The organism is Streptomyces sp. MCA2, from assembly GCF_023544705.1.
GTDB classification, from domain to species: domain Bacteria; phylum Actinomycetota; class Actinomycetes; order Streptomycetales; family Streptomycetaceae; genus Streptomyces; species Streptomyces decoyicus.
Genome location: NZ_JAMJFM010000001.1, coordinates 95,496 through 121,305, shown reverse-complemented (window position 1 = coordinate 121,305; position 25,810 = coordinate 95,496). Strand labels below are relative to the sequence as shown.

Annotated in this window: 25 protein-coding genes and 1 riboswitch; of the genes, 13 read left to right on the top strand and 12 right to left on the bottom strand. The window is 69.3% G+C overall.

Going from position 1 to position 25,810, the window contains the following annotated elements; genetic code table 11:
* Positions 1 to 34: 34 nt before the first annotated feature.
* Positions 35 to 1,177, top strand: a complete 1,143-nt coding sequence (locus M8I34_RS00555; protein WP_250047197.1) for an aminotransferase class V-fold PLP-dependent enzyme — start codon at positions 35 to 37, stop codon at positions 1,175 to 1,177.
* A 631-nt stretch (positions 1,178 to 1,808) separates the two neighbouring features.
* On the top strand, positions 1,809 to 2,537 hold the full coding sequence (locus M8I34_RS00550) for a TetR/AcrR family transcriptional regulator (RefSeq protein WP_250047196.1): 729 nt from the start codon (positions 1,809 to 1,811) through the stop codon (positions 2,535 to 2,537).
* Between the two features lie 33 nt (positions 2,538 to 2,570).
* On the opposite strand, the gene M8I34_RS00545 is transcribed toward M8I34_RS00550, so the two are convergent.
* A complete protein-coding gene (locus M8I34_RS00545; protein WP_030990646.1) occupies positions 2,571 to 3,023 on the bottom strand; it encodes a GNAT family N-acetyltransferase in 453 nt (150 codons plus the stop codon).
* A gap of 112 nt (positions 3,024 to 3,135) precedes the next feature.
* The gene (locus M8I34_RS00540) at positions 3,136 to 3,669 is read right to left on the bottom strand and encodes a MarR family winged helix-turn-helix transcriptional regulator (protein WP_244419804.1); all 534 of its coding nucleotides are present in this window, start codon (positions 3,667 to 3,669) and stop codon (positions 3,136 to 3,138) included.
* Between the two features lie 144 nt (positions 3,670 to 3,813).
* Between M8I34_RS00540 and M8I34_RS00535 the strand changes: the two genes are divergently transcribed.
* Together M8I34_RS00535 and M8I34_RS00530 are read left to right on the top strand one after the other, a co-directional pair.
* On the top strand, positions 3,814 to 5,034 hold the full coding sequence (locus tag M8I34_RS00535; RefSeq protein WP_250047191.1) for an MFS transporter: 1,221 nt from the start codon (positions 3,814 to 3,816) through the stop codon (positions 5,032 to 5,034).
* Between the two features lie 157 nt (positions 5,035 to 5,191).
* Positions 5,192 to 5,650 carry a heme-binding protein gene (locus tag M8I34_RS00530; protein ID WP_250047190.1) on the top strand — a complete coding sequence of 153 codons (459 nt, stop codon included), beginning with the start codon at positions 5,192 to 5,194 and terminating at the stop codon, positions 5,648 to 5,650.
* Between the two features lie 72 nt (positions 5,651 to 5,722).
* Here the strand turns inward: M8I34_RS00530 and M8I34_RS00525 are convergent, their stop codons facing one another.
* Complete coding sequence (locus tag M8I34_RS00525; protein WP_250047189.1) at positions 5,723 to 6,280, bottom strand: DUF2269 domain-containing protein; 558 nt, start codon at positions 6,278 to 6,280, stop codon at positions 5,723 to 5,725.
* Between the two features lie 285 nt (positions 6,281 to 6,565).
* Here M8I34_RS00525 and M8I34_RS00520 point away from each other — a divergent pair, with 285 nt between their 5' ends.
* The 3 genes from M8I34_RS00520 (at position 6,566) to M8I34_RS00510 (ending at position 10,577) form a co-directional block, all read left to right on the top strand.
* Positions 6,566 to 7,201: an HAD family phosphatase gene (locus M8I34_RS00520; protein WP_250047186.1), complete on the top strand. Its 636-nt coding sequence runs from the start codon at positions 6,566 to 6,568 to the stop codon at positions 7,199 to 7,201.
* Between the two features lie 450 nt (positions 7,202 to 7,651).
* Complete coding sequence (locus M8I34_RS00515; protein WP_250047183.1) at positions 7,652 to 9,586, top strand: globin domain-containing protein; 1,935 nt, start codon at positions 7,652 to 7,654, stop codon at positions 9,584 to 9,586.
* 49 nt (positions 9,587 to 9,635) lie between these two features.
* Positions 9,636 to 10,577, top strand: coding sequence for a pyridoxamine 5'-phosphate oxidase family protein (locus M8I34_RS00510; RefSeq protein ID WP_250047182.1), 942 nt, complete (start codon positions 9,636 to 9,638; stop codon positions 10,575 to 10,577).
* A 42-nt stretch (positions 10,578 to 10,619) separates the two neighbouring features.
* On the opposite strand, the gene M8I34_RS00505 is transcribed toward M8I34_RS00510, so the two are convergent.
* The 5 genes from M8I34_RS00505 to M8I34_RS00485 all read right to left on the bottom strand — a co-directional run bounded on the left by M8I34_RS00505 (position 10,620) and on the right by M8I34_RS00485 (position 14,489).
* Entirely contained in the window at positions 10,620 to 11,099 is a 480-nt protein-coding gene (locus M8I34_RS00505) for an NUDIX domain-containing protein (RefSeq protein ID WP_250047181.1), read from the bottom strand.
* A gap of 48 nt (positions 11,100 to 11,147) precedes the next feature.
* Entirely contained in the window at positions 11,148 to 12,044 is an 897-nt protein-coding gene (locus M8I34_RS00500; protein ID WP_250047180.1) for a LysR family transcriptional regulator, read from the bottom strand.
* Positions 12,045 to 12,354: 310 nt separating this feature from the next.
* Positions 12,355 to 13,482 (bottom strand): cystathionine gamma-lyase, encoded by a 1,128-nt coding sequence (locus M8I34_RS00495; RefSeq protein WP_250047178.1) that lies wholly within the window; start codon positions 13,480 to 13,482, stop codon positions 12,355 to 12,357.
* Entirely contained in the window at positions 13,479 to 14,108 is a 630-nt protein-coding gene (locus M8I34_RS00490; RefSeq protein WP_250047176.1) for a low molecular weight protein-tyrosine-phosphatase, read from the bottom strand. The genes M8I34_RS00495 and M8I34_RS00490 overlap by 4 nt, the downstream gene beginning before the upstream one ends.
* Positions 14,109 to 14,111: 3 nt before the next feature.
* Positions 14,112 to 14,489, bottom strand: a complete 378-nt coding sequence (locus tag M8I34_RS00485; protein WP_250047175.1) for a phage holin family protein — start codon at positions 14,487 to 14,489, stop codon at positions 14,112 to 14,114.
* A 49-nt stretch (positions 14,490 to 14,538) separates the two neighbouring features.
* On the opposite strand from M8I34_RS00485, the gene M8I34_RS00480 reads away from it, so the two are divergent.
* The 4 genes from M8I34_RS00480 to M8I34_RS00465 all read left to right on the top strand — a co-directional run bounded on the left by M8I34_RS00480 (position 14,539) and on the right by M8I34_RS00465 (position 16,477).
* Entirely contained in the window at positions 14,539 to 14,856 is a 318-nt protein-coding gene (locus tag M8I34_RS00480; protein ID WP_244419792.1) for a cupin domain-containing protein, read from the top strand.
* Between the two features lie 226 nt (positions 14,857 to 15,082).
* A complete protein-coding gene (locus M8I34_RS00475; protein ID WP_030990671.1) occupies positions 15,083 to 15,310 on the top strand; it encodes a DUF5326 family protein in 228 nt (75 codons plus the stop codon).
* Positions 15,311 to 15,521: 211 nt separating this feature from the next.
* Positions 15,522 to 15,950: an IclR family transcriptional regulator C-terminal domain-containing protein gene (locus M8I34_RS00470; protein ID WP_308371669.1), complete on the top strand. Its 429-nt coding sequence runs from the start codon at positions 15,522 to 15,524 to the stop codon at positions 15,948 to 15,950.
* 104 nt (positions 15,951 to 16,054) lie between these two features.
* The gene (locus M8I34_RS00465; protein WP_250047172.1) at positions 16,055 to 16,477 is read left to right on the top strand and encodes an SsgA family sporulation/cell division regulator; all 423 of its coding nucleotides are present in this window, start codon (positions 16,055 to 16,057) and stop codon (positions 16,475 to 16,477) included.
* A 183-nt stretch (positions 16,478 to 16,660) separates the two neighbouring features.
* Here the strand turns inward: M8I34_RS00465 and M8I34_RS00460 are convergent, their stop codons facing one another.
* Entirely contained in the window at positions 16,661 to 18,067 is a 1,407-nt protein-coding gene (locus tag M8I34_RS00460) for a YibE/F family protein (protein ID WP_250047170.1), read from the bottom strand.
* A 71-nt stretch (positions 18,068 to 18,138) separates the two neighbouring features.
* Positions 18,139 to 18,295, top strand: a riboswitch (TPP riboswitch).
* On the opposite strand from M8I34_RS00460, the gene thiC reads away from it, so the two are divergent.
* Both thiC and M8I34_RS00450 read left to right on the top strand, forming a co-directional pair.
* Entirely contained in the window at positions 18,289 to 20,085 is a 1,797-nt protein-coding gene (gene thiC / locus M8I34_RS00455; protein ID WP_250047169.1) for a phosphomethylpyrimidine synthase ThiC, read from the top strand. Its footprint overlaps the riboswitch before it by 7 nt.
* 102 nt (positions 20,086 to 20,187) lie before the next feature.
* Positions 20,188 to 20,355 (top strand): hypothetical protein, encoded by a 168-nt coding sequence (locus M8I34_RS00450; RefSeq protein ID WP_250047168.1) that lies wholly within the window; start codon positions 20,188 to 20,190, stop codon positions 20,353 to 20,355.
* Between the two features lie 214 nt (positions 20,356 to 20,569).
* On the opposite strand, the gene M8I34_RS00445 is transcribed toward M8I34_RS00450, so the two are convergent.
* The 3 genes from M8I34_RS00445 to M8I34_RS00430 form a co-directional block, all read right to left on the bottom strand.
* Positions 20,570 to 22,522 (bottom strand): IPT/TIG domain-containing protein, encoded by a 1,953-nt coding sequence (locus tag M8I34_RS00445; protein ID WP_250047167.1) that lies wholly within the window; start codon positions 22,520 to 22,522, stop codon positions 20,570 to 20,572.
* Between the two features lie 1,088 nt (positions 22,523 to 23,610).
* Positions 23,611 to 24,495, bottom strand: a complete 885-nt coding sequence (locus M8I34_RS00435) for a hypothetical protein (protein ID WP_250047166.1) — start codon at positions 24,493 to 24,495, stop codon at positions 23,611 to 23,613.
* A gap of 229 nt (positions 24,496 to 24,724) precedes the next feature.
* Positions 24,725 to 25,702: a metallophosphoesterase gene (locus M8I34_RS00430; protein WP_374210836.1), complete on the bottom strand. Its 978-nt coding sequence runs from the start codon at positions 25,700 to 25,702 to the stop codon at positions 24,725 to 24,727.
* Positions 25,703 to 25,810: the final 108 nt, after the last annotated feature.

Genomic DNA, 25,810 nt, shown 5'->3' with positions numbered 1-25,810 from the left:
GCGCCGAGTCGGCTCGCTACCGCTGGAAGGCCCTGTGACTGCCGTGTCTGATCCGACCGCGAACGCCGCCCCGGACCTGCTCGACCTGCCTCCGCTCACCGCGGCCCACTTCGCGCGGATCGAGGACAAGGTCGCGGCCCTGATGCACACCCGCTGCGATGTCGTGGCGATGCAGGGCGAGGCGCTGCTGCCCCTGGAGGCCTGTATCCGCTCCGCCGTGCGGCCCGGCAGCACCGCGCTCAACATCATCACCGGCCCGTACGGCGAGACCTTCGGAGGCTGGCTGCGCTCCTGCGGGGCCGATGTGGTCACGGTCACCGCGCCGTTCACGGGTGCGGTCGGCCCGCGGCAGGTGGCGGACGCCTTGCAGGAGCACCCCGAGATCGACTTCGTGAGCCTGGTGCACGCGGAGGCAGCCACCGGCAACACCAACCCCGTCGCCGAGATCGGTGCCGTGGTGCGGGAGCACGGCGCGCTGCTGATGCTGGACGCGGTCGCCTCGGTCGGCGCCGAGCCGCTGCTCACCGACGAGTGGGGCGTGGACCTGTGCGTGATCGGCGGGCAGAAGGCGATGGCCGGGCCTGCCGGGGTGTCGGTGGCGTCCGTCAGCGCTCGTGCATGGGAGCGGATCGCCGCCAATGAGCAGGCTCCGCGGCGCTCGTACCTCTCGCTGCTTGACTGGAAGGAGCGCTGGATCGACGGCGGCCGCACGGCACTGCCGCATGCCCCGGCGCAGCTGGAGATGCTCGCTCTGGAACAGGCGGCGGACCGGATGAACGCCGAGGGGCTGGATGCGGTCATCACCCGGCACCGGGCGGCGGCTGCGGCGACCAGGGCCGGTGTGCGGGCGCTGGGCGGGCTCGCTCCCTACGTCGTGCGCGACGAGGACGCGGCGCCGGCGGCCACGACGCTCCGTGCACCCGAGGGAGTGGACGCCCGGGAGATCGTGACCGCCGCGCTCGCGGTGGACGCGGCGGTGCCGGTGCAGGCCGCTGCCGGAGCGCTGGCCAAGGAGATGATCCGGGTGAACCACTATGGCCGGGCTGCTGACCGGGCGGTGGTCACGGCCTCGCTGGTGGCGCTGGCGGGCGGGCTTCGTGCGCTGGGGGTTTCCGTGGATGCCGAGGGTGCCGCCCTGGCGGCGGGTGCGGCATGGGACGCGGTGGCCGCAGGCTGAGGCGAGCCGGCGCCCGGCCGTAGGGCGCGTTGTCGTGGTGGGGTCGTGTTTCACGTGAAACACGACCCCACACGTGTGTCTGGACGTGGCGTCGTCGTTTCACGTGAAACACCTGTGCCCGCGGGTCCGCCCCTCGGGGCTCGGTGTTCAGCAACCTCCGTTACGTACAGGGGAGTTGGCTGCCGCGGAAGCAGGAGAGGGCGAGGTGCCGTACGGCCGCAGAGGTGGCGTCGGCGGCATTGCGGCTGACCACGACCTCGTCCGTCGTCTGTTGTCCGTCAGGAGCAGTGCGGTGGCGTGCTCCGGCCTCCGGCCTCCGGGCTCCGGCGGCAGGCTGGACGCGAAGACGCCGTATGCGCCGTCGCTTGCGGGCCTCGGCGCAGCGGTCAGGTCATGCCGAGGGTCTTCGGCGGCTGTTCAACGCTCTTCGGTGGCTCTTCGATGGCTCGCACGTCCGTGCCGGTATCGGTCGTCGTCGGTCCGTTCCCCCGACACCGCGTGTCCGGGTCATTTAACGATCATGCTTGAAGCCTCCCGTAGAATCGGAACGAGCGACCCGTTTACAAGGGCGGCACGCGCGCACCGGATGTCGACGTTTTTCGGGAGGCCGGCGGTGGTCGAGGGTGGTGTCATGTCGTCCCGTGCGGATGCGCGGCGCAACAGGGCTCTGGTGCTCCAGGCGGCTCGATCCGCCTTCGAGGAACGGGGGTTGGGGGTTCCCCTCGGAGAGATTGCGCGCCGGGCGGGTGTCGGTGCGGGCACCGTCTACCGCCATTTTCCTTCCAAGGAAGCCCTGTTCAGGGCGACGATCGTGGAGCGAATCGAGCTTTTCACCGACACCGCGAGGGACTTGGCCGAGGTGCCGGACCCCGGCGCGGTGTTCTTTCGCTTCCTTTCCTCCGTGGTGCGGCTCGCGTCGCGGAACAAGGCGTTGTGTGACGCGCTGGAAGCGGCCGGCGCCGGTCGTTTCGAGCCGTCGCCCGGGGTCGGGCAGGACTTCGACGATGCGCTGGAAGTGCTGCTCAGGAGGGCCCAAGAGGCAGGTGACGTACGGCAGGACGTCGGGATAACGGACCTCAGGGTCCTGCTGGTGGGGTGTCTTTCGATGGAGCGGGCCAGGGCGGGAAACGGTGTGGAGGCCGGGGTGCCGGACCGGATGACGGCGCTGATGTGCGATGCGCTGCGGCCGGAGCGCGCGGTAACGAAACTGCCGGTGGAGCCGGTGAAACGTAACGAATCGCGGTGTGAGCTGTGTGGCACGGCGATCACGGCGGCGCGCATGGGGCGGCCCGCCCGCTACTGCGGTGGCGCATGCCGGCAGAAGGCACACCGGGCACGGGGACGTACCCGGCAGACGTGATCAGACGTCGCCGTGTGCCGGCCGGTGCATCGCTCAGAGCTGGAGCTTGAAGCCCAGGTGGGAGGCCTCGAACCCGAGGCGCTCGTAGAAGCGGTGCGCATCGATGCGGGTCGCGTCCGAGGTGAGCTGCACCATCTGGCAGCCGAGCGTGCGGGATTCCGCGACCGCCCACTCGATGAGCTGGGTACCGAGGCCGCTGCCGCGCTCGTCGCGGTGGATGCGCACCCCTTCGATGATGGAGCGGGTGGCGCCGCGCCGGGACAGACCGGGGATGACCGTGAGCTGGAGCGTGCCGACGGTCCGTCCCTCGCGGACCGCGACGATCTGGTGCTGCTTCGGGTCGGCGGCCAGCACCTCGAACGCGGCGCGGTACGGAGCCAGGTCGTCCGGCGATTCGCGGGTGGCGCCCAACGGGTCATCGGCGAGCATCGCGATGATAGCGGGCAGATCGGCCTCGGTCGCGCGGCGTATCTCGATATCGCTCATGGGCGCGACCTTATGCCGTGTGATCGCGGGGGCGGCAGGCAGGCAGCCGTGCCGCCCGTCAGCCGTCGGCCCGCCCCCGTCCCCGTCCCCGTTCGTCCGCATCACCCCGGCGCTACTCCGGCGGCGCGAGCGTTTCGACGGCGGTGACGAGCGGTGCCAGCTCGGGGCGCTGGGCGGCGTCCTGGAGGGCTTCACGCAGGGCGCCGTCGTGGGTGGGCCGGGCCTCCACCAGGAGCGTGAGGCCATCGGGCGTCACGTTGGTGTAGATGCCGCGCCGGTCGTCGGGGCACAGGTAGCGCGAGAGCAGCCCCCGCTCCTCGAGCCGCGTGACCAGGCGGGTCGTGGCGCTCTGGCTGAGGACCACGGAGTCCGCGACCTGGTGCATCCGTAGATGACCGCCGGGCCCGTCGTGCTGCTCGCTGAGCACATTGAGGACCGAGAACTCACGGACGCTGAGGTCGTGGCCCGTCTGGAGGGCGCGTTCGATGTGCGACTCGATACGGCCGTGCAGGGCGGAGAGCGCGCACCAGCCCTGAGCCAGTCCGGGGGCGGGCGCCGGCGGGCAGCCGGGGGCAGTCGGTGCTGCCGGCTGCGGTGCCTCCACCGTCTGCTGAGTCTCCTGCTTCTCCCGCGTCTGCTGCGTCATCGACGACCTCCTCATGGGCGCACCTCATGGGCGCACCACCAGGATAGGACACTTTCGAAATATACGGCGCTTGCAGCTAACCCGCGTCTGCAATTATTGTGTACGCTCGTAAGGAACGAACGCAATGATGTGAAGGGATCCGCCATGCCTCTCGCACTCCTGGCTCTTGCCATAGGTGCCTTTGGGATCGGAACGACCGAGTTTGCGGTCATGGGCCTGCTGCCCGACATGGCGGCCGGTTTCGGCGTCTCGATCCCACTCGCCGGATACGCGACCACTCTCTACGCCCTCGGCGTGGTCATCGGGGCGCCGCTGATGACCACCCTCGGCACCCGCTTCACCCGCAAGCAGATGCTGATGCTGCTGATGGGCCTGTTCATCGTGGGCAACCTGCTCACGGCCGTCGCACCCAACTTCGGGATCATGCTGGCCGGACGGATCGTTGCCGCGTTCACGCACGGTGCGTTCTTCGGCATCGGCGCGCTCGTCGCCGCCGACCTCGTCGCGCCCGAGAAGCGGGCCACGGCCATCTCGCTGATGTTCAGCGGCCTGACCATCGCCAACGTCGTGGGTGTACCCGCCGGCACCATGCTCAGCCAGCAGTTCGACTGGCGCACCACGTTCTACGCGATCACCGCGCTCGGTGTGATCGGCCTGCTCGGCATCGTCAAGCTGGTCCCCGCGCAGCGGGCGAAGGCGGCCTCTCCGATAGGCAGCGAACTCGCGGTCTTCCGCAATCCGCAGGTCGGTCTCGCGATGCTGATGACGATCCTGGGCTTCGGCGGTGTCTTCGCGGCCGTCACGTACCTCGCCTCGATGATGACCGAGGTCACCGGCTTCGCACCGTCCTCCGTGATCTGGCTGACGGCCATCTTCGGCCTCGGCATGGTCGGCGGAAACCTGGTCTCCGGTCGCTTCACCGACCGCGCCATGATGCCGATGCTGTTCGTGTCGATGACCGGTCTGGCGCTCTCGCTGGCCGCGTTCAACTTCACCGCGCACAACAAGATCGCCGCCATCGTCACCATCGCGCTGATCGGCATCTTCGGCTTCGCCACCGTGCCGCCGCTTCAGAAGCGGGTGATGGACCAGGCGGCCGCGGCGCCCACCCTCGCCTCGGCCGGCAATATCGCGGCCTTCAACTTCGGCAACGCGCTGGCCGCTTGGCTCGGCGGGATCGTGATCTCGGCCGGCCTCGGCTACACCGCGCCCAACTGGGTCGGGGCGCTCATGACTGCCGCGGCGCTGGGAGTGGCGATATTCGCCTCCGCTCTGGAGCGGCGTCAGAAGGGCCGTGGCCGCGTGGTGGCCGTCGGCGGATCCACCGTGGCCGCCGAAGAGCCCGTAGCAGCGGCGCACAGCTGACGGACCCGACGCCCCTACCGCCCGCCCCGCATCAGCGGTGCTACGAGCACCAGCAGACCAACGCGTACCAGCAGACCAACGAGCACCACGAGCGCGCCACGCATCACGAGCGCAGCACGCTCCACCAGCACCACTACACCCCCAAGGAACACCTCTCATGAGCACCACCACCCCTGCCACGCCCACCCCCACCTCCACCCCCACCGTCCGTCCCCTCACCACCCGCGATGCCGAGGGCCTTATCGAGACCTCCGTCCGTGCCGCCGAGGGGCTCGGCGTACGGGGCAGCGTCACCGTCCTGGATGCGGGCGGCCATCTGCTCGGCTTCCGGCGCGACGACACGGCCGTGCTGATCTCAGGGGAGACCAGCACCCGCAAGGCGTACACGGCACTCCAGTTGGACGCCCCCACCGCTGACCTGGTCGAGCTCGTACGGCCCGACGGGCTCTTCCACACGCTTCCCACGGCGTTGGACCGGCCGCTGCTCTTCCTCGCGGGTGGTGTGCCGCTCCACCGGGACGGCCGGCTGATCGGCGCGATCGGCTTCGGTGGTGGTGCCCCCGAACAGGACCACCGGATCGTCACCGAGGCGATAGCGGAGGCCGACCTCGCCTGACGGCGGCTCCGCACCAGGGCCGGTTCGTAAGCCCCGCCCTAAGGGCAAACGGCGGGGCGTCGCGGACACGCCCTAACGGACGCCCGCGCCCTTGATGCCGCTCCTTCGCGCCCGGTCGGCGCGGGCCTCGGCCGACTGTGCCTCGCGCAGTCGGCTGCCGCGTCTGGTCAGTCCCCAGGGCTTGAGGACGGAGATCGCGGTGATGAAGAGATAGGTGGCCGTGGCGACCGCCGGTGCGACGACGAGGCTGATGTCCGGGGTCGGGGTGCCCGCCGCGGCCTGGGCGGCCAGGTCGTTGATACCGGGCCGCAGGGAGAAGACCGACAGCAGCACGGTGATGAGCGTCAGCCAGAACTTGAGGTGGACCCAGCGGTGCCTGGCCAGCCCCCAAGCGGTGCGCAGCGACAGCACCAGCCCGCTGACCAGCGAGACCAGGGCGACGGGGAGGACCAGCCAGTCACCGAAGACCTTCATCGCCCGGTAGGCGACGCCTGCCATGTCGGGGGATCCGGTGGTGTAGCCGGTGATGCCGAGCGCGAGCAGCCCGAGAGTGAGACCGAGCCAGCTGACGGAGACGGCGACGTGAACGACGAGGAGAGCCCGGCGGGCGGGGCGGCTGAGCTGCTGCATGGGTTCCACGGTGGCGACCCGGGCCCCGCGGTACATCTGCCCACGGGAGTATCCGCTCGTACGCGGGCTTGAGTACGTCCCCAATACGTCCCTGATACGTCCCCAGTACGTCGGTATATCCCCCGGTACGTCCCCGAAGTGCGGTGCCGGCATCTTCCGTCTCCGGGACCCGACAGGGCGAGCGCGGCCGCACCCTCGCCCGGCCCCGGGAACCGTGCGCACCGGTCGCACCCTCCTGCGGGCCCGCCCGCGCTTTTCGCCACCGCGCGTCCTAGGCTCCGGGGCATGGGCAAGCTGCATCTGTTCGATATGGACGGGACTCTGCTCCATGGGTCCGCGGCCGCCATCGAGATCTCCCGGCAGCTCGGGCTGGACCGGGAGATTGCCGAGCTGGAACGTGGATTTGCCGCGGGTGAACTGACACCCCCGCAGTTCGCGCAGCGGGCATGCGATCTATGGGCCGCCGAGTTGACCGAACTCATGGTGGCCGCGGCTTTTGACGGCGCACCATGGCTGACCGGAATCCGGGAAGTCTGGGCGGATATCCGGGCGCGTGGGGAACGCTGCGCGGTGATTTCTCTCTCGCCGGGTTTCTTCGTCGAACGGCTGCTGCCGTGGGGAGCCGACGCGGCGCATGGTTCCCGCTGGCCCGCGTTGCCGTTCCGGGAGGCGGTGGAGCCGGCCGGCATCCTCTCGGCGGCGGCGAAGGTACGTATCGCTGATGAACTCTGTGTGCAGTACGGACTGACCCGAGCCGACTGCGTGGCATACGGCGACTCCATGTCGGACACCGAACTGTTCGCGGCAGTCGGGCAGTCCGTGGCCGTGAATGCGGATCACCATGTCAGTGGCCTTGCCTCATATGTGTACGCGGGCGGTGATCTGCGTGAGGCATACGAGCTGGTGCGTACTGGCCAGTAATTACGCGCTTTCTCCGGCGGATTCGTCCGCTGTGTGCGCTGAAAATGCACTCTGTGGGGAGGATCACTGTTATCGGAGGAGCCGCGCGGAGTGTTCCAAGATCAGGGCTTGTGGTTTTAACTACTGCCGGTATGGTCGAGTCCGGCTTGGCGGAGGGAGGGCTTCCGCGGGTGCGCGAAGGTGGGCTCAAAGCTCGTCAGCCTAGCGGCAAAGCGGCCCTCGGTTCCCGGACTTCCGACAATTTGTCCGATGTGATGAGCAGGAGTGGCATGCTGCTGACGCGGCATCTGCTCCACATTGTCGCGAGGCAGTGAGAGTTGTCCGTTTTGGAGGGTTTTGCCGGAATCGCTTGAGTCGATGAAGAATTCCGGGGCAGGCGGGGGAATTCCGGGCACTTCCGATCCACGGAAGTGCGAAGACAACCGAAAGACGTTCGAGGCGAGGCAGACCATGGACGCTCCGACCACCGCGTCGGCCGATAGCGGCTCTTCCGGCGGGAGCAGTGGCAATTGGGGTTGGTTCACTCCGCCGGCGAAGCAGTCCTCCGATGAACAGCAGGAGCGGCAAAACAGCCAGGACCGGCCACAGGACGAGGACGGCCGGGCCGAGCCGGACGGCCGGAGTGAAGACCACGACCGCAGAGACCGCCATGAGCGGAACACGAGAGACGAACGGAACGACCGGGAACAGATACCCAGTCGGCCGGTCAATCCGATCCGGCCGGTAGGCACCGCCGCCGAGCGTGAGCGAGAGCCGGAGCAGCAGCAGCCGCAGCCGCCGCAGGCTCCTGTGTCACGACACACAGCGGGCCGCCCGTCCGCGGCAGCCGTCTATCTCGAGCAGCCCTTCGCGCCCGCATACCCCGAGCAGCCCGCCGCGTACTCCGAGCAGCCCGCCCCGTACCCCGGGCAGTACCCCGAGCAGCCCGTCGCGTACTCCGAGCAGCCTGCCCCAGACCCCGGGTACGCCGCCCCGGCCCCGGCCCCGGCCTATGCGCCGCCGCGCCGCGAGGCCGAGCCCGCCAGGGGCCGGGAGCCCGAGCCCGTACACGAATCGGCGCGCCCCACGGGAGCGCCCGCGGTGAGTGTCCCCACTGGCGCCGTGCCCCCCGCACAGCCGCGCGTCCAGAACGAGGCCCCGGCCGCCGCTCCCTCTGCCTTCACCCCCAAGGCGCGTCCCGCCGCCCCCGCCCCGGAGCCCTCACTCGACGCTCTGCAAGCCTCGGCCTCGTCCGCAACACCCGCCTCCCCCGACGCGATTCTCATCCGTCGCACCATGGCCGAAATCGAGCCCGTGGCCGACAAGGTCACGTCGTACTTCTACGCGCTGCTCTTCGTCCAGTACCCCGATCTGCGGGCGCTGTTCCCCGCGTCGATGGACACCCAGCGTGACCGGCTCTTCAAGGCGCTGCTCACCGCCGCCCAGCATGTCGACGACGCCGAGGTGCTCACCGCGTACCTCGCGAACCTCGGCCGGGGGCACCGCAAATACGGCACCCAGCCCGACCACTACCCGGCGGTCGGCGAGTGCCTGCTCAACGCGCTCGCGCGCTATGCGACGTCCAGTTGGGGGCCGGAGACCCAGGCCGCGTGGGTGCGGGCCTACACCGCGATCTCACAGATCATGATCGATGCGGCTGCCGAGAACGAGGCCGTGGCCCCCGCCTGGTGGCAGGCCGAGGTCGTCTCGCACGAGCTGCGGACGCCCGATATCGCGGTGGTGATGGTCCGCCCGGACCAGCCCTACCCGTTCCTCGCGGGGCAGTACGCCAGTGTGGAAACCCCCTGGTGGCCACGGGTCTGGCGGCACTACTCCTTCGCCTCGGCGCCGCGCTCCGACGGCCTGCTCTCGTTCCACGTCAAGGCAGTCCCGGCCGGCTGGGTCTCCAATGCCATGGTCCACCGCGCCCGCCCCGGCGATGTCATCCGGCTCGGCGCCCCCGGCGGCTCGATGACCGTCGACCACAGCACGCGCAGCGGTCTGCTGTGCGTCGGCGGCGGCACCGGCATCGCACCCATCAAGGCGCTGGTCGAGGATGTCGCGGAACACGGCGTCCGGCGTCCCGTCGAGGTCTTCTACGGCGCCCGCAGCGACCATGACCTCTACGACCTCGACACCATGCTGCGCCTGGAACACACCCACCCCTGGCTCTCCGTGCGCCCGGTCGTCGCCACGGGACCCGCGGCCCGCGGCGGGACGAGCAGCGAAACCGGTCAATTGCCGGACGCGGTACGGCAATACGGACCATTCCGGGAATACGACGCCTATCTTTCCGGGCCGCCGGGGTTGATCCGCAGCGGTGTGGACGCTTTGGTGGGGGTCGGCATCCCGACCGAGCGCATACGGCACGACTCGGTGGACCAGCTGGTCTCCACAGGGGATTGAGATCTTGGCAGCACAGGTCGAACACGGTCCGACAGGGGAGGGGTGGGGCATGCCACGGCAGGAGCGCCCCGGGAGCGACGGCGAGCACTTGGTGCAGCAGAGGCTCGGTACGACCGAGCGCGCCGACCGTTTCTACCGGGACCAGGTACTGGACCATCTCAATGTCCGTATGCAGGAGTTCGTGGCCCGACAGGAGATGTTCTTCCTGGCCACGGCCGACCGGCACGGTGAATGCGATGCGACGTTCCGGGCCGGGCCGCCGGGCTTCGTCCGGGTGCTCGACGACCGGACGCTGGCGTACCCGGAATACCGTGGCAACGGTGTCATGGCGTCCATTGGGAACATCTCGGAGAACCCGCGCCTGGGCATCTTGATGGTCGACTTCACCCGTGACCGCATCGGGCTGCACATCAACGGCCGGTCGCGGGTCGTCATGGACGAGGAGATGCGGGCGCACCATCCGGGCCTGCCGGTCGACCCGATCCCCGGCCGACGTGCCCAGTTGTGGGTCACCGTCGAGGTCGAAGAGGCGTATATCCACTGTGCCAAGCACATTCCGCATCTCCAGAAGGTCCCGGCACAGCAGCGCGGGGCGCGCGCGTGGGGCACCGACGACGTCAAGCGCAAGGGCGGCGACTTCTTCGGCTCGGCGGCCGAGGCGGAGCAGCGGCCGCCCTTCCGCCGCTCCGAGCGCAAGAACGAGCATCTCCGGGGCGGACTGCACGAGGACACCGACGACGCGGTGTACCAAGCTGCGGCCCCTGCGTACGGGAGCGGCCCCGCGTACGGCGCCGGCCTGCACCCTGCCCCACGGGTCGATCCCGCGTACGACGGGGGACACAGTGCCCCGGGCCGGGGCGACTTCGTGGAGGAGCTGAACGCGGAGTTCCTCGACCGGGTCGAGCGGGTGCTCGCCCGCGCCCAGCCCCGTCGGTCCGTGGACGACGACCCCGAATTCCGCGGCTGGTTCGACCGGCGCGACGGCGGCTGATACCGCGCCTGCCGTAGCGGCGGACGCGGCGGAACGCGGTCCTCAGCCCAGATCCGGGGCGTGCATCGCCCACACGCCCTCGATGTTGCCGTCGAGGTAGTGCCGCAGCGACAGCGGCACGACCTCCACGGAGGCGATGCCGACGCGGGTGAAGGGCACCCGCACGATCTCGTACTCCCCGCAGGGGTCCTCGATCTCGGGGCCGTGCCGGCGCGAGGTGTCCATGGAGTCGAGCCGGCAGACGAAGAAGTGCTGCACCTTCACGCCGTCCACCCCACCGTCGCTGAAGTGCTCGACGGTGTCGACAAAGACCGGCACCACGTCCTTGATCTTCGCGCCCAGCTCCTCGTCCAGTTCACGGTGGAGGGCGTCGATCACGGTGGCGTCCTCGGGCTCCACACCCCCACCCGGAGTGATCCAGTACGGGGCCCGGCCCGGCTTGGTGCGTTTGATCAGAACGAGGTCCGCGCCGTCGAGCAGAATCGCGCGGGCGGTGCGTTTGACGACTGGCCGTACGTTCATAGGGGACAGATGCCGCAGTCACGGCCTGGTGAAACCCACGCCTCTCGGTCACCAGTCGACAGCGGTTCGCAGCAGCCACTCATGCGCCCGCGCGATATGCGGCAGTCCGAGCGTCCCGGTCCGTACGGCCAGGAAGTACGTCCGCAGCGGTGGTACCGGGGGGTCGAGCAGGGCCACGACTTCGCCGCTGGCCAGCGCGTCGGCGCACAGGTAGCGGGGCAGTACGGCGAGCCCCGCGCCGGCCGTGACGCAGGACAGCACGGCCCGGAGGTCCGCAGTGATCACGGCGGCGGAGGCGGCGGGCTTGGCGTCGAAGACAGCGGACCAGTAGCGCGCGATCAGCGGCAGGCTTTCGTGGACCTCGACGAGCGGCACGGGGTCCAGCACGCGGACTCCCCCGGCCCGCAGTACCGCGGACCCGCCCAGCTCGGCCGCCCAGTGCGGCGCGGCGATCAGGACATGCTCCTCGTCGCAGAGCGGGGTGGCGGTGAGCAGCCCGCCGCGCGGCCTGGTGGTGGTGACGGTCAGATCGTGGTGGCCCGCTGCCAGACCGGACAGCAGCTCCTCCGCCGGGCCGAAGGCGGTGCGTATGGACAGGCCCTGGGCGATCAGTGGGGTCAGCGCCGGGAGGGCGCGTTCGGCGAGGAACTCCGGGGGACCGGCGAAATGCAGAGTGCGGGTGACGGAGTCCCGGTCCAGGCCGGCCTCGGTGATCTCGGTGAGCGCGTCCAGGTGCGGTGCCACTTTGTGGGCGAGTTCATCGCCGATGGTGGTGGAGGTGACGCCACGGGCGTACCGGAGGAAGAGCGGGCGGCCCAACTGGCGTTCCAGCGCCCGGATCTGGCTGGTCACGGCGGGCTGGGAGAGGCCGAGCAGCGCCGCGGCGCGGGTGAAGGAGCCGGCTCGGTGCACGGTGACGAAGGTGCGCAGCAGAGCCAGATCCATCGCGTACTCCCTGCGCCTCTCGGAAGCCTGGTCGCGGGCCAACTATAAATTTGTCGATAGGGCTGTGTCGCTAGCGTGATTGGACAATGACGCTCAGTCAACTAGCCTTGTTCGAGCGGTTCGTTTCACGTGAAACGGTTGGTTTCACGTGAAACGCGTGGACTCGGGGCCATGTGGAACCGCAGGCCGGCAGGGTGACGAGGGGGGATGCCCTGCCGGCCGGCCTCACACCGCTGCCGGTGCGCCGGGTGTGAGCCGCACTCCGCTTGTTCGACTCGTTCCCCGGCTTCGGATCATGCCGGTTGTCCGGTCAGTTCTGCGCGGCCTCGTCCAGCGCCCGGATGACATCCGCGACCAGATCCTCCGGCTCCTCGACACCGACCGAGAAGCGGATGAAGCCCTCCGGGACGTCGTCGCCGCCCCAGCGGGCCCGTCGCTCGGCGCTGGACCGTACGCCTCCAAAGCTCGTTGCGTCGTCCACCAGGGTCAGCGCGGCCATGAACCGCTCCGCGTGGGCCTTGTCGGGCAGCACGAAGGACACCACGGAGCCGAAGCGACCCGGGCGCATCTGCCGGGCGGCGAGCTCATGGGACGGGTCGGACGGAAGGCCTGGGTGGCGCAGACCGGTGACCTCGGGACGGTCGGCCAGTGCCGCGGCCAGTGCCAGCGCACCCTCCGACTGCTGGCGGACGCGCAGCGCAAGGGTGGCGAGCGAGCGATGTGCGAGCCAGCTCTCCATCGGCCCGGGAATCGCGCCCACCGTCTTGCGCCACAGCCGCACGGAATCGGCCAGCGCGGCATCGCGGGTGCTGGCGTACCCCAGCAGGACGTCTCCGTGGCCGGTCAGCGCCTTGGTGCCGCTGGCGACCGAGAAGTCCGCGCCTAGGTCGAGCGGCCGCTGCCCGAGCGGAGTGGCGAGGGTGTTGTCGACGGCGACCAACGCGCCGCGGCGGTGGGCTTCGTCGGCCAGCCGCCGGATGTCACAGACATCGAGGCCGGGGTTGGACGGCGTTTCGATCCACAGCAGCCGGGCGCCGTCCAGGGCGTCGAGCTGTGCGTCGTGCGCGGTCGGAGCCGTACGGACCTCGATGCCGTAGCTCTCCAGGCGGGTGCGGACGGCCGGCAGCAGCTGGTACCCGTCGTTGGGGAGCACCACCGTGTCGCCGGTGCGCAGCTGGGAGAAGAGGACAGCGGTGATCGCTGCCATTCCGGAGGCGAAGGCGATGGTATGGGCGCTTTCATCCGGTGATTCGAGCTCACCGATGGCTTGTTCCAGGCGGGTCCAGGTCGGGTTGGCGTCGCGGCCGTAGGTGTACGGGCCGACGGCGTCGCCGGGGAGGTGGTAGTGCGCCGCGAACACCGGCCCCGGGAGGGTCGGCTCGTAGGCCTCGGGCTCCGGAAGCCCGGCACGTACGGCTCGGGTGCCGTCGCCCGTCATGCGCTCTCCTTCTCTCGCGGGGGGTGCGGGTTCCGCGCCTGGTGCCGGTCGGTGTCGTGTCCGGGTGCGTGGGCCGTGGCCACGGTACGGGCCGTGACCGTGGCGCGGACCGCGGCGAGCAGGCCGTCGCTCGCTGTCTCGACCATGTCCAGGCACTCCTCGAAGCCGGCGAAATCGCCGTAGTACGGATCGGGTACGTCGAGGTCGCCGGCGAGGCCGTGGCCGGAGGCGCGGCGGGGCTCCGGTGTAGGGCCGGTGTCTGCCATGTCCGCCGCGTACGAGCGCAGCAGACGTATCTTGGCGGCGTCCTGCGCGGTGGGGGCCAGGCTGCTCAGCTCGCGCAGATGGCCGGAGTCGAGCGCTATGACCAGGTCGAGGTGGGCGAACCAGGAGGCGTGGAACTGCCGCGCGGTGTGGGCTGTTTCATAGCCGCCCGCGCGCAGCACGGCGACCGTGCGCGGGTCGGCTCCATCGCCCTCGTGCCAGCCGCCGGTCCCTGCGCTGTCGACCTCGACCAGGCCGTCGAGTCCGTCCTCCGCGAGGCGGGCGCGGAGGACGGACTCCGCCATCGGCGACCGGCAGATGTTGCCGGTGCAGACGAAGCAGATACGGAAGGGGGCGTTCAAGGATCAGTCCTCGTCGGGAAGGATCATGTGCATCGCCCAGGCCACTATGGAGATGATCACGCCACCGAGCAATGCCGTCCAGAAGCCGCCCACATGGAAGGCGAGGTCGGCCTTGCCGGCGAGCCAGGAGGTCAGCAGCAGCACCAGCGCGTTCACGACCAGTGTGATCAGGCCGAGCGTGAGGATGAACAGGGGGAAGGACAGCAGCTTCACCACGGGCTTGACCAGGAAATTGACCAGTCCGAAGATCAGCGCGACGAGGACCAGGGTCAGTATCTTGCGGCCGGTGTTCTCGCCGGTGAGCGTGATGTCCTTGAGCAGCCAGATGGCCACGGCAAGCGCCGCGGCGTTGGCGATCGTCTTGACCAGAAAATGCTTCATGGTGAGATCGTCGCAGACGAGTCTGAATCATCAGAGGGGTGCGATCGGCATGAAGGCTTTCAGACTGGATGAGCTGGAAGTGGAACGGGCTGCGAACGACGGCGCGTATCTACAGTTCCTCCGGGAACGCAACATGTCGGTCGGGTTGTATGCGCTGGACGCCGGCAGCATCGATCCGCAGCAGCCGCATGCGCAGGACGAGGTGTATCTCGTGGTCAGCGGCCGGGCGGCGATCACCGTCGGGACGGAGACGCAGCCGGTGGCGCGGGGCAGTGTGGTCTATGTGCCGGCCGGGGTGCCCCATAAGTTCCATCACATCAGCGAGGACCTCCGGGTGATGGTGGTCTTCTCTCCTCCTGAGAGCTAAGGGTCGGGCCCCGGTACCCGTAGGGGAAGGGTCAGGGGAGGGCCGGGGCTGCGAAGCCCCCACGGCCGCGGTCCGCGTCCTAGCATCGTTGGTGCAGGGGGAACCGGAGGTGTGAGGCGACAGACATGCCGCATACGGACGGTGCCACCACCGCGACAACGGCGCAGCAGACGGACAGCGCGGTACGGACAGTGACAGCGCGACAGACAGAAAGCAGGGCAGAGCAGTGGCTGGTAAGGGGATATTCGCAGGACTTCCGTGGTGGGTCACCTGGGTCGTGGTGCCCGTCGTCCTGATCGTGGTTTTCGGCGGACTGATCACCACCGCGCTCGGTTTCCTGATCGGCGTGCTGTTCAAGGTCCTCATCGCGGCAGCCCTGATCGCCGGAGTCATCTACCTCGTCCGCAGGTCCAGTGGCTCGTCGTCCTCGTCCTCGTCGAAGAGCGACTGGTAAGCCGCGGGTTCTCCACCGACCGGTCCCCGTGCCTCGCTGTGAGCGGACGCGGGGGCCGAAGTTGGCAATCGTGAACAGCGAATCCGGTTCTCTTCCGGGCCGCCGGCCGGGTCGGCTCCGGGCGCCGTCGCCGGGCCGGATCTCCGCAGCGCCGGCCGTGGCGGGACAGGAGTCGGCGCCACCGTCTACTTAGCCGTCTACCGCAAGGGTGATGTCGAGAGGCTCGCGGTCACCGATGACCCGGAGTCTTCGTCGGGGGCGGGGTGGGCCGACTTCCGTACCGCCGCAGAGGCCCACGCGATCGGGGCAATGTCTGCTTGCACAGCTCGACCAGGTATCGAGCAGAGAGCATCACGCGCGCCATCCCGTCCCGTTGATAACGCCTTTTTCCGTGCGATCTCAGGACGAATTGCGGCACTGTTTGGATACGGTGCGTTGTCATCAGGGGTCTTTCCTGGTTCGGACATATGCCCAGGGCACGGCATGTTCGGCCCTCCCGGTCCAGGTCGGGGCGGCCGCCGGGGCGTCGGCGCTTTCTCTGCGCACGGACGAACTGCGTCGATTGCGGTCCGTTACAGACCGACTACGAAGAATGGCGGAGGCGACACTAACGACACTCGCCTTCTCTGTCAGTATCTGAAAACTCACTCCTTGTGATCTGCTTGCGCGTGGCAGACGATGGCGCCAATAGGGCTACGGGGGATGTTTCCCGGCCATCTCCGATCAAGTGCGGGGCAGTGGTTGATGACCGACACAGTTCAGGCAGAAGTGATCATGAGCTTCGTCGTCTCGGAGGAGCTCGCGTTCCGGATTCCGGTGCAGCTGGACTTTGCCAGCGCCGATCCGTACGCCGTCCGTCTCACCTTCGATCTGCCCGGAGATGCGCCCGTTACCTGGGCGTTCGGCCGGGAGCTGCTGCTGGACGGCCTGAGCCGGCAGTCCGGTGAGGGTGATGTGCGGATCGAGCCTGCCTCCCCCACACACCTCAGCGATGTCTTCATCAGCCTTCAGGTCGGCGCCGAGCGCGCGCTGTTCCGGGTGAGTGCGGCGCCGTTGGTCGCCTTCCTGGACCGTACGGACCGGCTCGTACCGCTCGGCAAGGAAGAGGTCTGCGACACCCTGGAAGCCGTACTCGACCAGATCCTCACGGAGGCCCCGGCCGGCTGACCCCGAGCCGGACGGACCGTCCACGCCGACGTCATACCGGGTACGCCGGTCCTCCCGCGTACCCGCGCACCTGTGGTGGCCCTTCCAGGCTGCGCTGCCTCCCTCCCTCGACCCGTGCCCTGCCCCTGCACGCGACACGTCGCGTGCCCGAAGTCGCCTGCCACGGGCCGCACTTATCCCCCGTCACTGCTTACGCCGCTTACCTCGTCCCCCGCGTCGGCTGGGCCGGCCCTCCGCGGTGCCTGTCGGCGCGCCGGCAGCGACGCTGGCCCCCGCATCCGCCCCGGGGCCCTGTCCGGCTCCTGCCCCGCCGTTGCTCTCCTGCCCGCCCAGGCCCTTCCGGTCCGCCGAGACGACCAGCGCTGCCAGCAGCGTCGTCAGCGGCACCGCGGCGACCAGTCCGATGCTGCCCACGAGCGTGCGGATGATCTCTTCCGCGACCACCTCGCTCGTGGCGACCGTGCCGACGCTGCTCTGTGCGATCGAGAACAGCAAAAGCAGCGGCAGTGCGGCGCCCGCGTAGGCCAGCACCAGGGTGTTGACGACGGAGGCGATGTGATCCCGGCCGATCCGCATCGCGGCGCCGTACAGCTTGCGCCAGCCGGCCGCCTGGTCCGCCTCCTTGAGCTCCCAGACCGCGGCGGTCTGCGTCACCGTCACATCGTCGAGCACACCCAACGACCCGATGATGATCCCCGCGAGCAGCAGACCGCGGATCTCGATGTCGGGGTACAGACCGTGCACCAGCCCGGTCGTGTCGTCCGTATTGCCGGTCAGTAGAGCCCAGTTGATGAATACCGAACCGAGCAGCCCGATCAGCAGCAGTGAGGCGAGGGTGCCGAGCACGGCCACCGACGTACGGGCCGTCAGCCCATGGCACAGGTAGAGCGCGATCAGCATGATCGCGCTTCCGCCGATCACCGCCACCAGCAGCGGATTGGAGCCCTGAAGGATCGCCGGGAGGATGAACAGCGTCAGGACCACAAAGCTGGCGGCCAGGGCCACCAGTGCGAGTACTCCACGCAGTCGGCCGACGATCACCACTGCGAGGGCGAAGATCCCGGCCAGCACCCACATCGGGAGCGATCGGTCGACATCGCTGACCGAGTACTGGAGATCCTTCGGCGCCTTGGGGGAGTACGCCACCACCACGTCCTGTCCGGTGGTGTAGTGGCGCAGCGCGTCCGGTGTCACCACCGTCTGGAAGGTGCGCCCGGTGTTCTCTCCCGTGGTGACCTTGATTGTCGCCTGCTGGCAGGGCTTGCCCTTGGCTGCTCCCCCGGTCGGTGGCTGTCCCGTCGGAGACGGCGGCTGGGGCTGCTGCTCGGCATGGACATCCGCACAGTTCACCTCCGCCACTTTGATGACTCTGGCCTGCTCCGTGGGCTGGTCGAAGCCGACGCCGGAGGGCTTATGGGAGGGCGCGCCGCCTGGCCACAGCACGACCAGACCGACCGCCACCGCAGCCGCGAAGGGGATCAGCACTGCGGCGATGACCTTGCGCAGATGCCGGGAGACCGGCGTGGCAGGGCCATGGCCGTGCGCGTGGGAGTGCACGGCGGACTGGTGGTGGGACTCGTGAGGGCTCACCGCCCGATCATCGCAAGAACTCGTGGGGCCCCCTGTTCACCCCGCCACATCGGCCGCTACCGTGGAGCCACCTTTGCAATCGCGGGAGCTCGGAGCACCGGGCTGAGAGGGCGCTGACCTTCGTCCCAGCGGCGTTTCACGTGAAACGCCCATGGACGGAAGCCGCTGCGTCGACCGCCGAACCTGTTACCGGGTAATGCCGGCGTAGGGAGTTGGGTCTCATGACTCTGCAGGATGCACGCACGCCCGAAAACGGAAACGGTGCCGGCGGCGGCAGTGAGCCGCAGATCGGCTGGCACAAGGGCTATGTCTCCGGATCGCGCGCGGACCTCCGGGTCCCGGTCCGGCGGGTGCACCTCACCAACGGCAAGGACGTGACGCTCTACGACACGTCGGGGCCGTACACCGACCCTCACATCGATACCGACGTCCGCCGCGGTCTGGCGCCGCTGCGGGAGAACTGGATCATTGCCCGCGGCGACACCGAGGAGTACTCGGGCCGCCCCATGCGGCCGGAGGACGACGGCCTCAAGCACACCTCGCCGCGCGGTGGACTCAAGAACCTTGACGCGGTCTTCCCGGGCCGCCCCCGCCAGCCGCGCCGCGGCCGTGACGGCGCCGCGGTCACCCAGCTCGCGTACGCGCAGCGCGGCGAGATCACCGCGGAGATGGAGTACGTCGCCCTCCGCGAGAACGTCACGCCCGAGTTCGTACGCGACGAGATCGCGGCGGGCCGCGCGGTGCTGCCGTCCAACATCAACCACCCGGAGATCGAGCCGATGATCATCGGCAAGAACTTCCTGGTGAAGGTGAACGCCAACATCGGTAATTCGGCGGTCACTTCCTCCATCGAGGAGGAGGTGGACAAGATGACCTGGGCGACCCGCTGGGGCGCCGACACGGTCATGGATCTGTCCACCGGCCGCAATATCCACACCACCCGTGAATGGGTGCTCCGCAACTCCCCCGTCCCCATCGGCACCGTCCCGCTCTACCAGGCGCTGGAGAAGGTCGACGGCAAGGCCGAGGAGCTGACCTGGGAGATCTACAAGGACACCGTCATCGAGCAGGCGGAACAGGGCGTCGACTACATGACGGTGCACGCCGGTGTGCTGCTCCGATACGTCCCGCTCACGGCCCGCCGCAAGACCGGCATCGTGTCCCGCGGCGGATCCATCATGGCCGCCTGGTGCCTGGCGCACCACCAGGAGTCGTTCCTCTACACGCACTTCGAGGAGCTCTGCGAGATCCTCGCCTCCTACGACGTCACCTACTCGCTCGGTGACGGTCTGCGCCCCGGCTCCATCGCGGACGCCAATGACGAGGCGCAGTTCGCGGAGCTGCGGACGCTCGGCGAGCTGAACACCATCGCCAAGCGGCACGGCGTACAGACGATGATCGAGGGCCCGGGACATGTCCCGATGCACAAGATCAAGGAGAACATCGACCTCCAGCAGGAGATCTGCGAGGAGGCCCCGTTCTACACGCTCGGCCCGCTGACCACCGACATCGCGCCCGCCTACGACCACATCACCTCCGGTATCGGCGCCGCGATGATCGCCTGGTGGGGCACCGCCATGCTCTGCTACGTCACGCCCAAGGAGCATCTGGGCCTGCCGGACCGTGATGACGTCAAGACCGGCGTCATCACGTACAAGATCGCGGCTCATGCGGCCGATCTGGCCAAGGGGCACCCGGGGGCCCAGGAATGGGACGACGCGCTCTCCGACGCCCGCTTCGAGTTCCGGTGGGAGGACCAGTTCAACCTGGCTCTCGACCCGGACACGGCCCGCGCCTTCCACGACGCGACGCTGCCCGCCGAGCCGGCGAAGACGGCCCACTTCTGCTCGATGTGCGGCCCGAAGTTCTGCTCGATGAAGATCAGTAGAAGCATCACAGAGCAGTTCGGTGGTGACGAGAGCTCGACGCCTGAGGAGATCGAGGCGGGGATGCTGGAGAAGTCCAAGGAGTTCGCGGCGGCCGGCAACCGCGTTTACCTGCCGCTGGCTGACTCCTGACGCGGGGGAGGGGAGCGGTGGGGCTCTTCCCGCGGCGGGTGAAGCCCGGCTCCCCCTGAGGGGCGTCGGTCTGCTGAGGCCGTCGCCCCGATCCTGGACATGATGCGTACGGCCACCAACGTGGCCGGCCAATCTGTATGCACGTTGCTTGTCGCTTCTCGTGAAGGCGTCCTCGACCGCGACGCGTACAACGTCACGAAGAGCGTCAGCCTGGACACGGCCGCTGCGGATGACGCGGAGGCGAAGATCCGCGTGCCGGCCGCCGCATGACCTGAGCTCGCCAGCTGGCTGCGCCCTCGGGGAGGGTGTGCGAACGCGATCCGTGTGCCTGGGCGCCCGATGTGGGTGGTCAGGAACACGGATCGCGTTTTTCGTGCCCGGTGGAGGCCCGGTGTGCTGTGCCGGCCGGTCCTTCTGACTGCGGGCTCATGGCCGTTGACCCCGGCTGGGGGCTGTGCGCGGACGGATCGCGTTCTTCGTGGTGTCAGAGGGCGAGGAAGGGGGCGTGGGCGGTGGAGGGTTGGAGGGTGGGGGTGCCGGCGAAGGTGGCGTTGTAGCCGCCGTTGAGGATGATCAGCGGGAGGCTGAGGATCTCGACGAGGCTTGCGGTGCCGTTGGTGTCGGTGATGGCGGTGCCCAGGAAGTGTCCGCCGGTGCTGAAGGTGATGATCTGGCCGGGGGCGGGCAGTCCGGTGACGGTGTCGGTCAGCGTGGCGGTCAGGAACGGGAAGTGGAGTTGGAGGGGGAAGAGCTGGATGAGGGCGGGGGTGGCGGTGAGGCTGGTGGCGTGCGGGGTGAGCACGGTTTGGTAGGTGAAGCAGCAGTCCAGGGTGGCGGTGCCGCCGGGGGTGGTGACGGTGACGGTGGCGGTGCCGGGGGTTCCGGGCGGGGTGGTGGCGGTGATCTGGGTGCCGGCGGGGTTGACGGAGACGGCGGTGGCGGGGACGCCGTTGAAGGTGACCGTGGCGCCGGTCAGGCCGGTGCCGGTGAGGGTGACCACGGTGCCGCCGGCCGCGGGGCCCTGTCCGGGGGTGATGCAGGTCAGCACCGGGATGGCGAGGTAGGTGAAGCCGCCGGGCACGGTGCTGGTGCCGCTCGGGGTGGTGACGGCCACGGGGCAGGTGCCGGGGGTTCCGGGCGGGGTGGTGGCGGTGATCTGGGTGCCGGCGGGGTTGACGATGACGTTGGAGGCCGGGCGGCCGCAGAGGGTGACGGTGGCGCCGGTCAGGTCGGTGCCGGTGATGGTGATGAACGTGCCGCCGGCGACCGGTCCTTGGGTGGGGGTGATGCCGGATGTGGTGGGGGCGGCGACGTAGGTGAATGCGCCGGGCAGGGAGACGGCGCCGGCCGCGGTGGTCACCACCACGGTGGCCGGGCCGGGAACGCCGGCCGGGGTGGTGGCGATGATCTGCGTGCCCGCGGCGTTGTAGAACAGGTTGGTTGCCGCGTTGCCGTTGAACGTCACCGTGGCACCGGACAGATTCGTGCCGGTGATCGTCACCACCGTGCCACCCGTGGCCGGCCCCTGCGCCGGGCTGATCGAGGTCACCGTGGGGGCGGGCAGGATGACGGTGACATTGGACGTAGCGCCGTTGGTGACGTAGACGTTGCCGTTGGGCGCCACCGCCACCGCGTTGGGGGCGCCTCCGGTGGGCACGGTGTCGGTGACGGTGTTGGCGGCACTGTCGATCACCGTCACGGTGTTCGAATTGGTGTTGGTGACGTAGACGTTGCCGTTGGGTGCTACCGCCACCGCTACCGGGGAGGTGCCGGTGGGGAGCGTGGTGGTGACGGTGTTGGTGGTGCTGTTGATCACTGTCACGTTGTTCGAGGTGGTGTTGGTGACGTAGACGTTGCCGTTGGGCGCCACCCTCACCGCACGTGGGCCGGTGCCGGCGGGGAGCGTGGTGGTGACGGTGTTGGTGGTGCTGTTGATCACCGTCACGTTGTTCGAATTGGTGTTGGCGACGTAGACGTTGCCGTTGGGTGCTACCGCCACCCCTGTCGGGCCGGTGCCGGCGGGGAGCGTGGTGGTGACGGTGTTGGTGGTGCTGTTGATCACCGTCACGTTGTTCGAAGTGGAGTTGGTGACGTAGACGTTGCCGTTAGGCGCCACCGCCACCCTCTGCGGCCTGCTGCCGGTGGGCAGGGTGTTGATGACGGTGTTGGTGGCGCTGTTGATCACCGTCACGTTGTTGGAAGTGAAGTTGGCGACGTAGACGTTGCCGTTGGGCGCCACCGCCACCGCTACCGGGCTGAGGCCGGCGGGGATGGTGACGGTTACCGCCAGGAGAGGAGCGGGCAACGGCTGGAGCGCCGGGCCCCCCTGGGCAAGGGCTGCAACGGTCGTGGCTGTGGGAAGCCCGCCCAGCAGGGAGCCCTGGGCGGGTGCGGCAGGAATCCGCGGCGTCAGCCACGGCTGAAGGGTCGTGCTCATGAGGAGCCCTCTCTTCGCGATGAAGTGGGGCTGCCCTCGACTTCCGCCCGGGCCCTGTGCGACACCAGGTATCGCGGCCCTCTCGCCGGAGGGGCGCCTTCCAGGCGTGTGGACCACACAGGCATGGGCTGCCCATCCCCCGGGGAGGGATGGGCAGCCCATCGGTTCGAACAAGTAACCCACCGGAGTGGCGGCGTCGGCAATGTCCTTGACGAATACCCACCCGGATGGCCGAGCGCCGCAAGGCGGCCGTGCCGTGCTCCGCCATCCGCTCCGTCACCAGGCGTCCGTGATCTTCGCGGCCGGTTCGGGCATGGCGGTTGACGCTGCTCAGCGTTCGGAAGAGGGGTTCACGTCGGCGGGGGCGGCGCGGGTGATGGTTGCCGCGTGCCGGGCCGCGGGGCTTGATGAGAGAGGGGAGGAGCTGATCCGGTTCGGGGAGAACGGGCTCTCTCGACTTCGAAGCCTTCTTCTTCGATCACCCGGAGTGGGATCTGATGGTCACGGCCGTGGAACACCACAGCCTCGGCTGACAGACCGATGAGCAGTACGCCGACTTCGTGACCGCGTACCGGCGGGACCTCTACGACTGGCACGGGTACGAGACGCTGCGCGGCCTCCAGGAGTTCGGCATGACGACATGACTCATGCAGAACGTGCTGGAGGATGAAGCGAGCGCGGACGAGTTTCGACGGCGGCTGCCGGCTCGCCGTTCAGCAGCTGGCTTGGGCGAGGACCATCCGGCAGGACCCCAGGGTGCGGGCATACTTCGGGTCGGTGTCGTCGACCGCCCGCTGTGCGGTGTGGATCGCCGCGCGGCGCATCTTCAGGTCGATGAAGATCAGTCAGGACATCCGCCGCGAGCACGGGGGGTGATCTGGCGATCGACGCCGAGGCCGGGATGGCCGAGAAGCCGAAGGAGTTCGCGGCGGCGGGCAACCGCGTGTACCTGCCGATCGCGGACCAGCCGGAGTTCGGACACCTGTGGCTGAGGGCCCCTACCGAGGAGGTAGGGGCCTTCCGCCGTCCCGGCCCGGGGTGGTGGCGGGCCCCAGGGCCTGTCCGGCCCTGATCCGCCGGACACCCCCCTAGTCCGACCGGTGGTCAGGCCCCCCGTAATCCGGGCTGGTGAAGTCCGGGCTGGAGTAGCGCGGGCGGGACCCCGACGAGCCGCTGTCGGGGCTGGTGAACTCGGGGCGGGTGTAGCCGAGAGTGGGAATGCGGCTCTCGGAGGACGGGGTGCGGCGCGGGACATAGCGGGCCGGGTCGTCGTCCGGGGCGGCAGTGGGGTCGGTGAGGGCCTCACGGAGAAACGGCAGCAGGCCGCGCTCCAGGAGGGCGCGGCGCCATGCCTCACGGGCGTGGTCCAGCGCCTCCCCCAGTTCATCGGCTCTGGCGGCCTGTGCGGACGAGCCGTTGCGCAGGGCCGTGACGAGGAGACCGGCCATCGCGACCAGGGTGCCTGCGGCGGTCAGTGCAGCGAAGATCCAGCCGACGCTGATCAGCGGCTGCGCCAGGGACTTGTCGGGGCTGATGGCGCGCAGCACATAACCGATGAGGAGGAAGAGGACCGCGGCGATGCCGGCCAGGACGGGGGCGAGGACGGCGACCATGGCGGTGAGTCCGGCGCCGGTGGTTTCGTCCTCGCTCAGGACCGTCTCGGTGGCCGGTCCTGGACTCCCGTCCGCCGCGCCGTTCTGCTCCGCGTCGCCCGCTTCGGGGCGGGACGGCGCGGGCGCCGGAGCGCGCACCTCGGCGCGGAGCTGTACATAGCGTTGGTATTCGGCCGTGGCGCATGCGGCAATGGCGGTGGTCGCGCTGAGCGCCATCGTGCGCAACTGCTCGGTATTGAGGTGGTTTTCCGCGGTGGTGGTGAAGTCGTCCGGGCGGTATGCGGCGGTACGCAGCGCCTCATCAAGGAGCCGCGCAAATTCCGCGCGGTCCTCGTTCAGCAGGTGCGGAGCGCTGTTCATGTGGATCCCCCGATGCTCCGTAGGGCCGTACGGCCGGCGTTGGCCGGGCAGTGGGCGGAAACGGAGGAGAGCCTGCTACGGATAGTCCGATGGTAGAGCGACTCCGGCGCGGGGTGACAGAGAGTTTACGGAATTTGAGTAATGCCACGACCGGATTGCGCCCGTGCCTCCCCCGACGGCGTGCCGACCGCCCACTGCGCAGCCTGCCGCACGCCGGTCACCATAACGCTCAGCTCGCCAGCGGAAGTTGAACGACCAAAAGCTTTCCGGCCATCGTGATGCCGCCGTCCATGGCGATGGCCAGGCCGTCCGCGTAGACATGCGGACCGTCGACCGCGACGCTGTCGCTCTCGCCCTCCTCCGTCCCGACCTCGCCCAGCAGATAGGGAATCGGGCTGTGGCCGTGTACGACGCGGTCGCCGCCGTAGGCGTCGAGGAGTTCGCGGACGGCGTCCGAGCCGGCCTCGTCGCGGAAGGCGAAGCGCTTGGTGAACTTGCGGAACAGATCCCAGACTTCGTCCGCCTCGCTGCGGGTGAGGACGTCGTGGACGGTGTCGTTGACGGCCTCGATGGAGTCGCCGTATTCGAGGTAGGCGGTGGTGTCGGAGTGCACGAGCAGATGCCCGTCCTCCTCCATCACGGCGTCCAGCCGGGCCATCCACTGGAGGTGGTGGTCCTCCAGGCGGTCCATATCGGTCTTCTGGCCGCCGTTGAGGAGCCAGGCGGCCTGGAAGGAGGCGGTGCCGGCGCCGGACTGTACGGGGGTGTCACCGAACCGCTTGGCGCCCAGCAGCAGGAGTTCGTGATTGCCCATCAGGGCCTTGCAGTAGCCGCCGGCCGCCGCGGCCTCCGCGGAGAGCTGCATGACGAGGTCGATGACCCCGATGCCGTCGGGGCCGCGGTCGGTGAAGTCGCCGAGGAACCAGAGCCGGGCGTTGCCGGCCGCCCAGTTGCCGTCGGCGTCGATCAGGCCCTCGACGGCCAGCGCCTCGCGCAGCTCGTCGTAGTAGCCGTGCACATCGCCGACGACATACAGCGGGCCCATGCCCTCGGGCGCGTCGGGCTCCTGGGCCGGTTCGGGCACCGGGACGACGGCGGGGCTGTCGATGAGGGTGTCCGTGCGGCCGGGCTCGATGACCGGGAGGTCGCGCGCGGTCGGGGTGTACTCCTCGGGCAGCTCGGCCGGCGGGGCCGCGGGCGGCACCATGGGGGGCGCCGCCGGAGGTGCGGCAGGAGGCGCGGGCGGGGCGCCGGCGGGCAGATGGAGCGGCGGGCCGGCCGGCGGCACGGGGGACCCGGCGGACGCGCCGGAGGG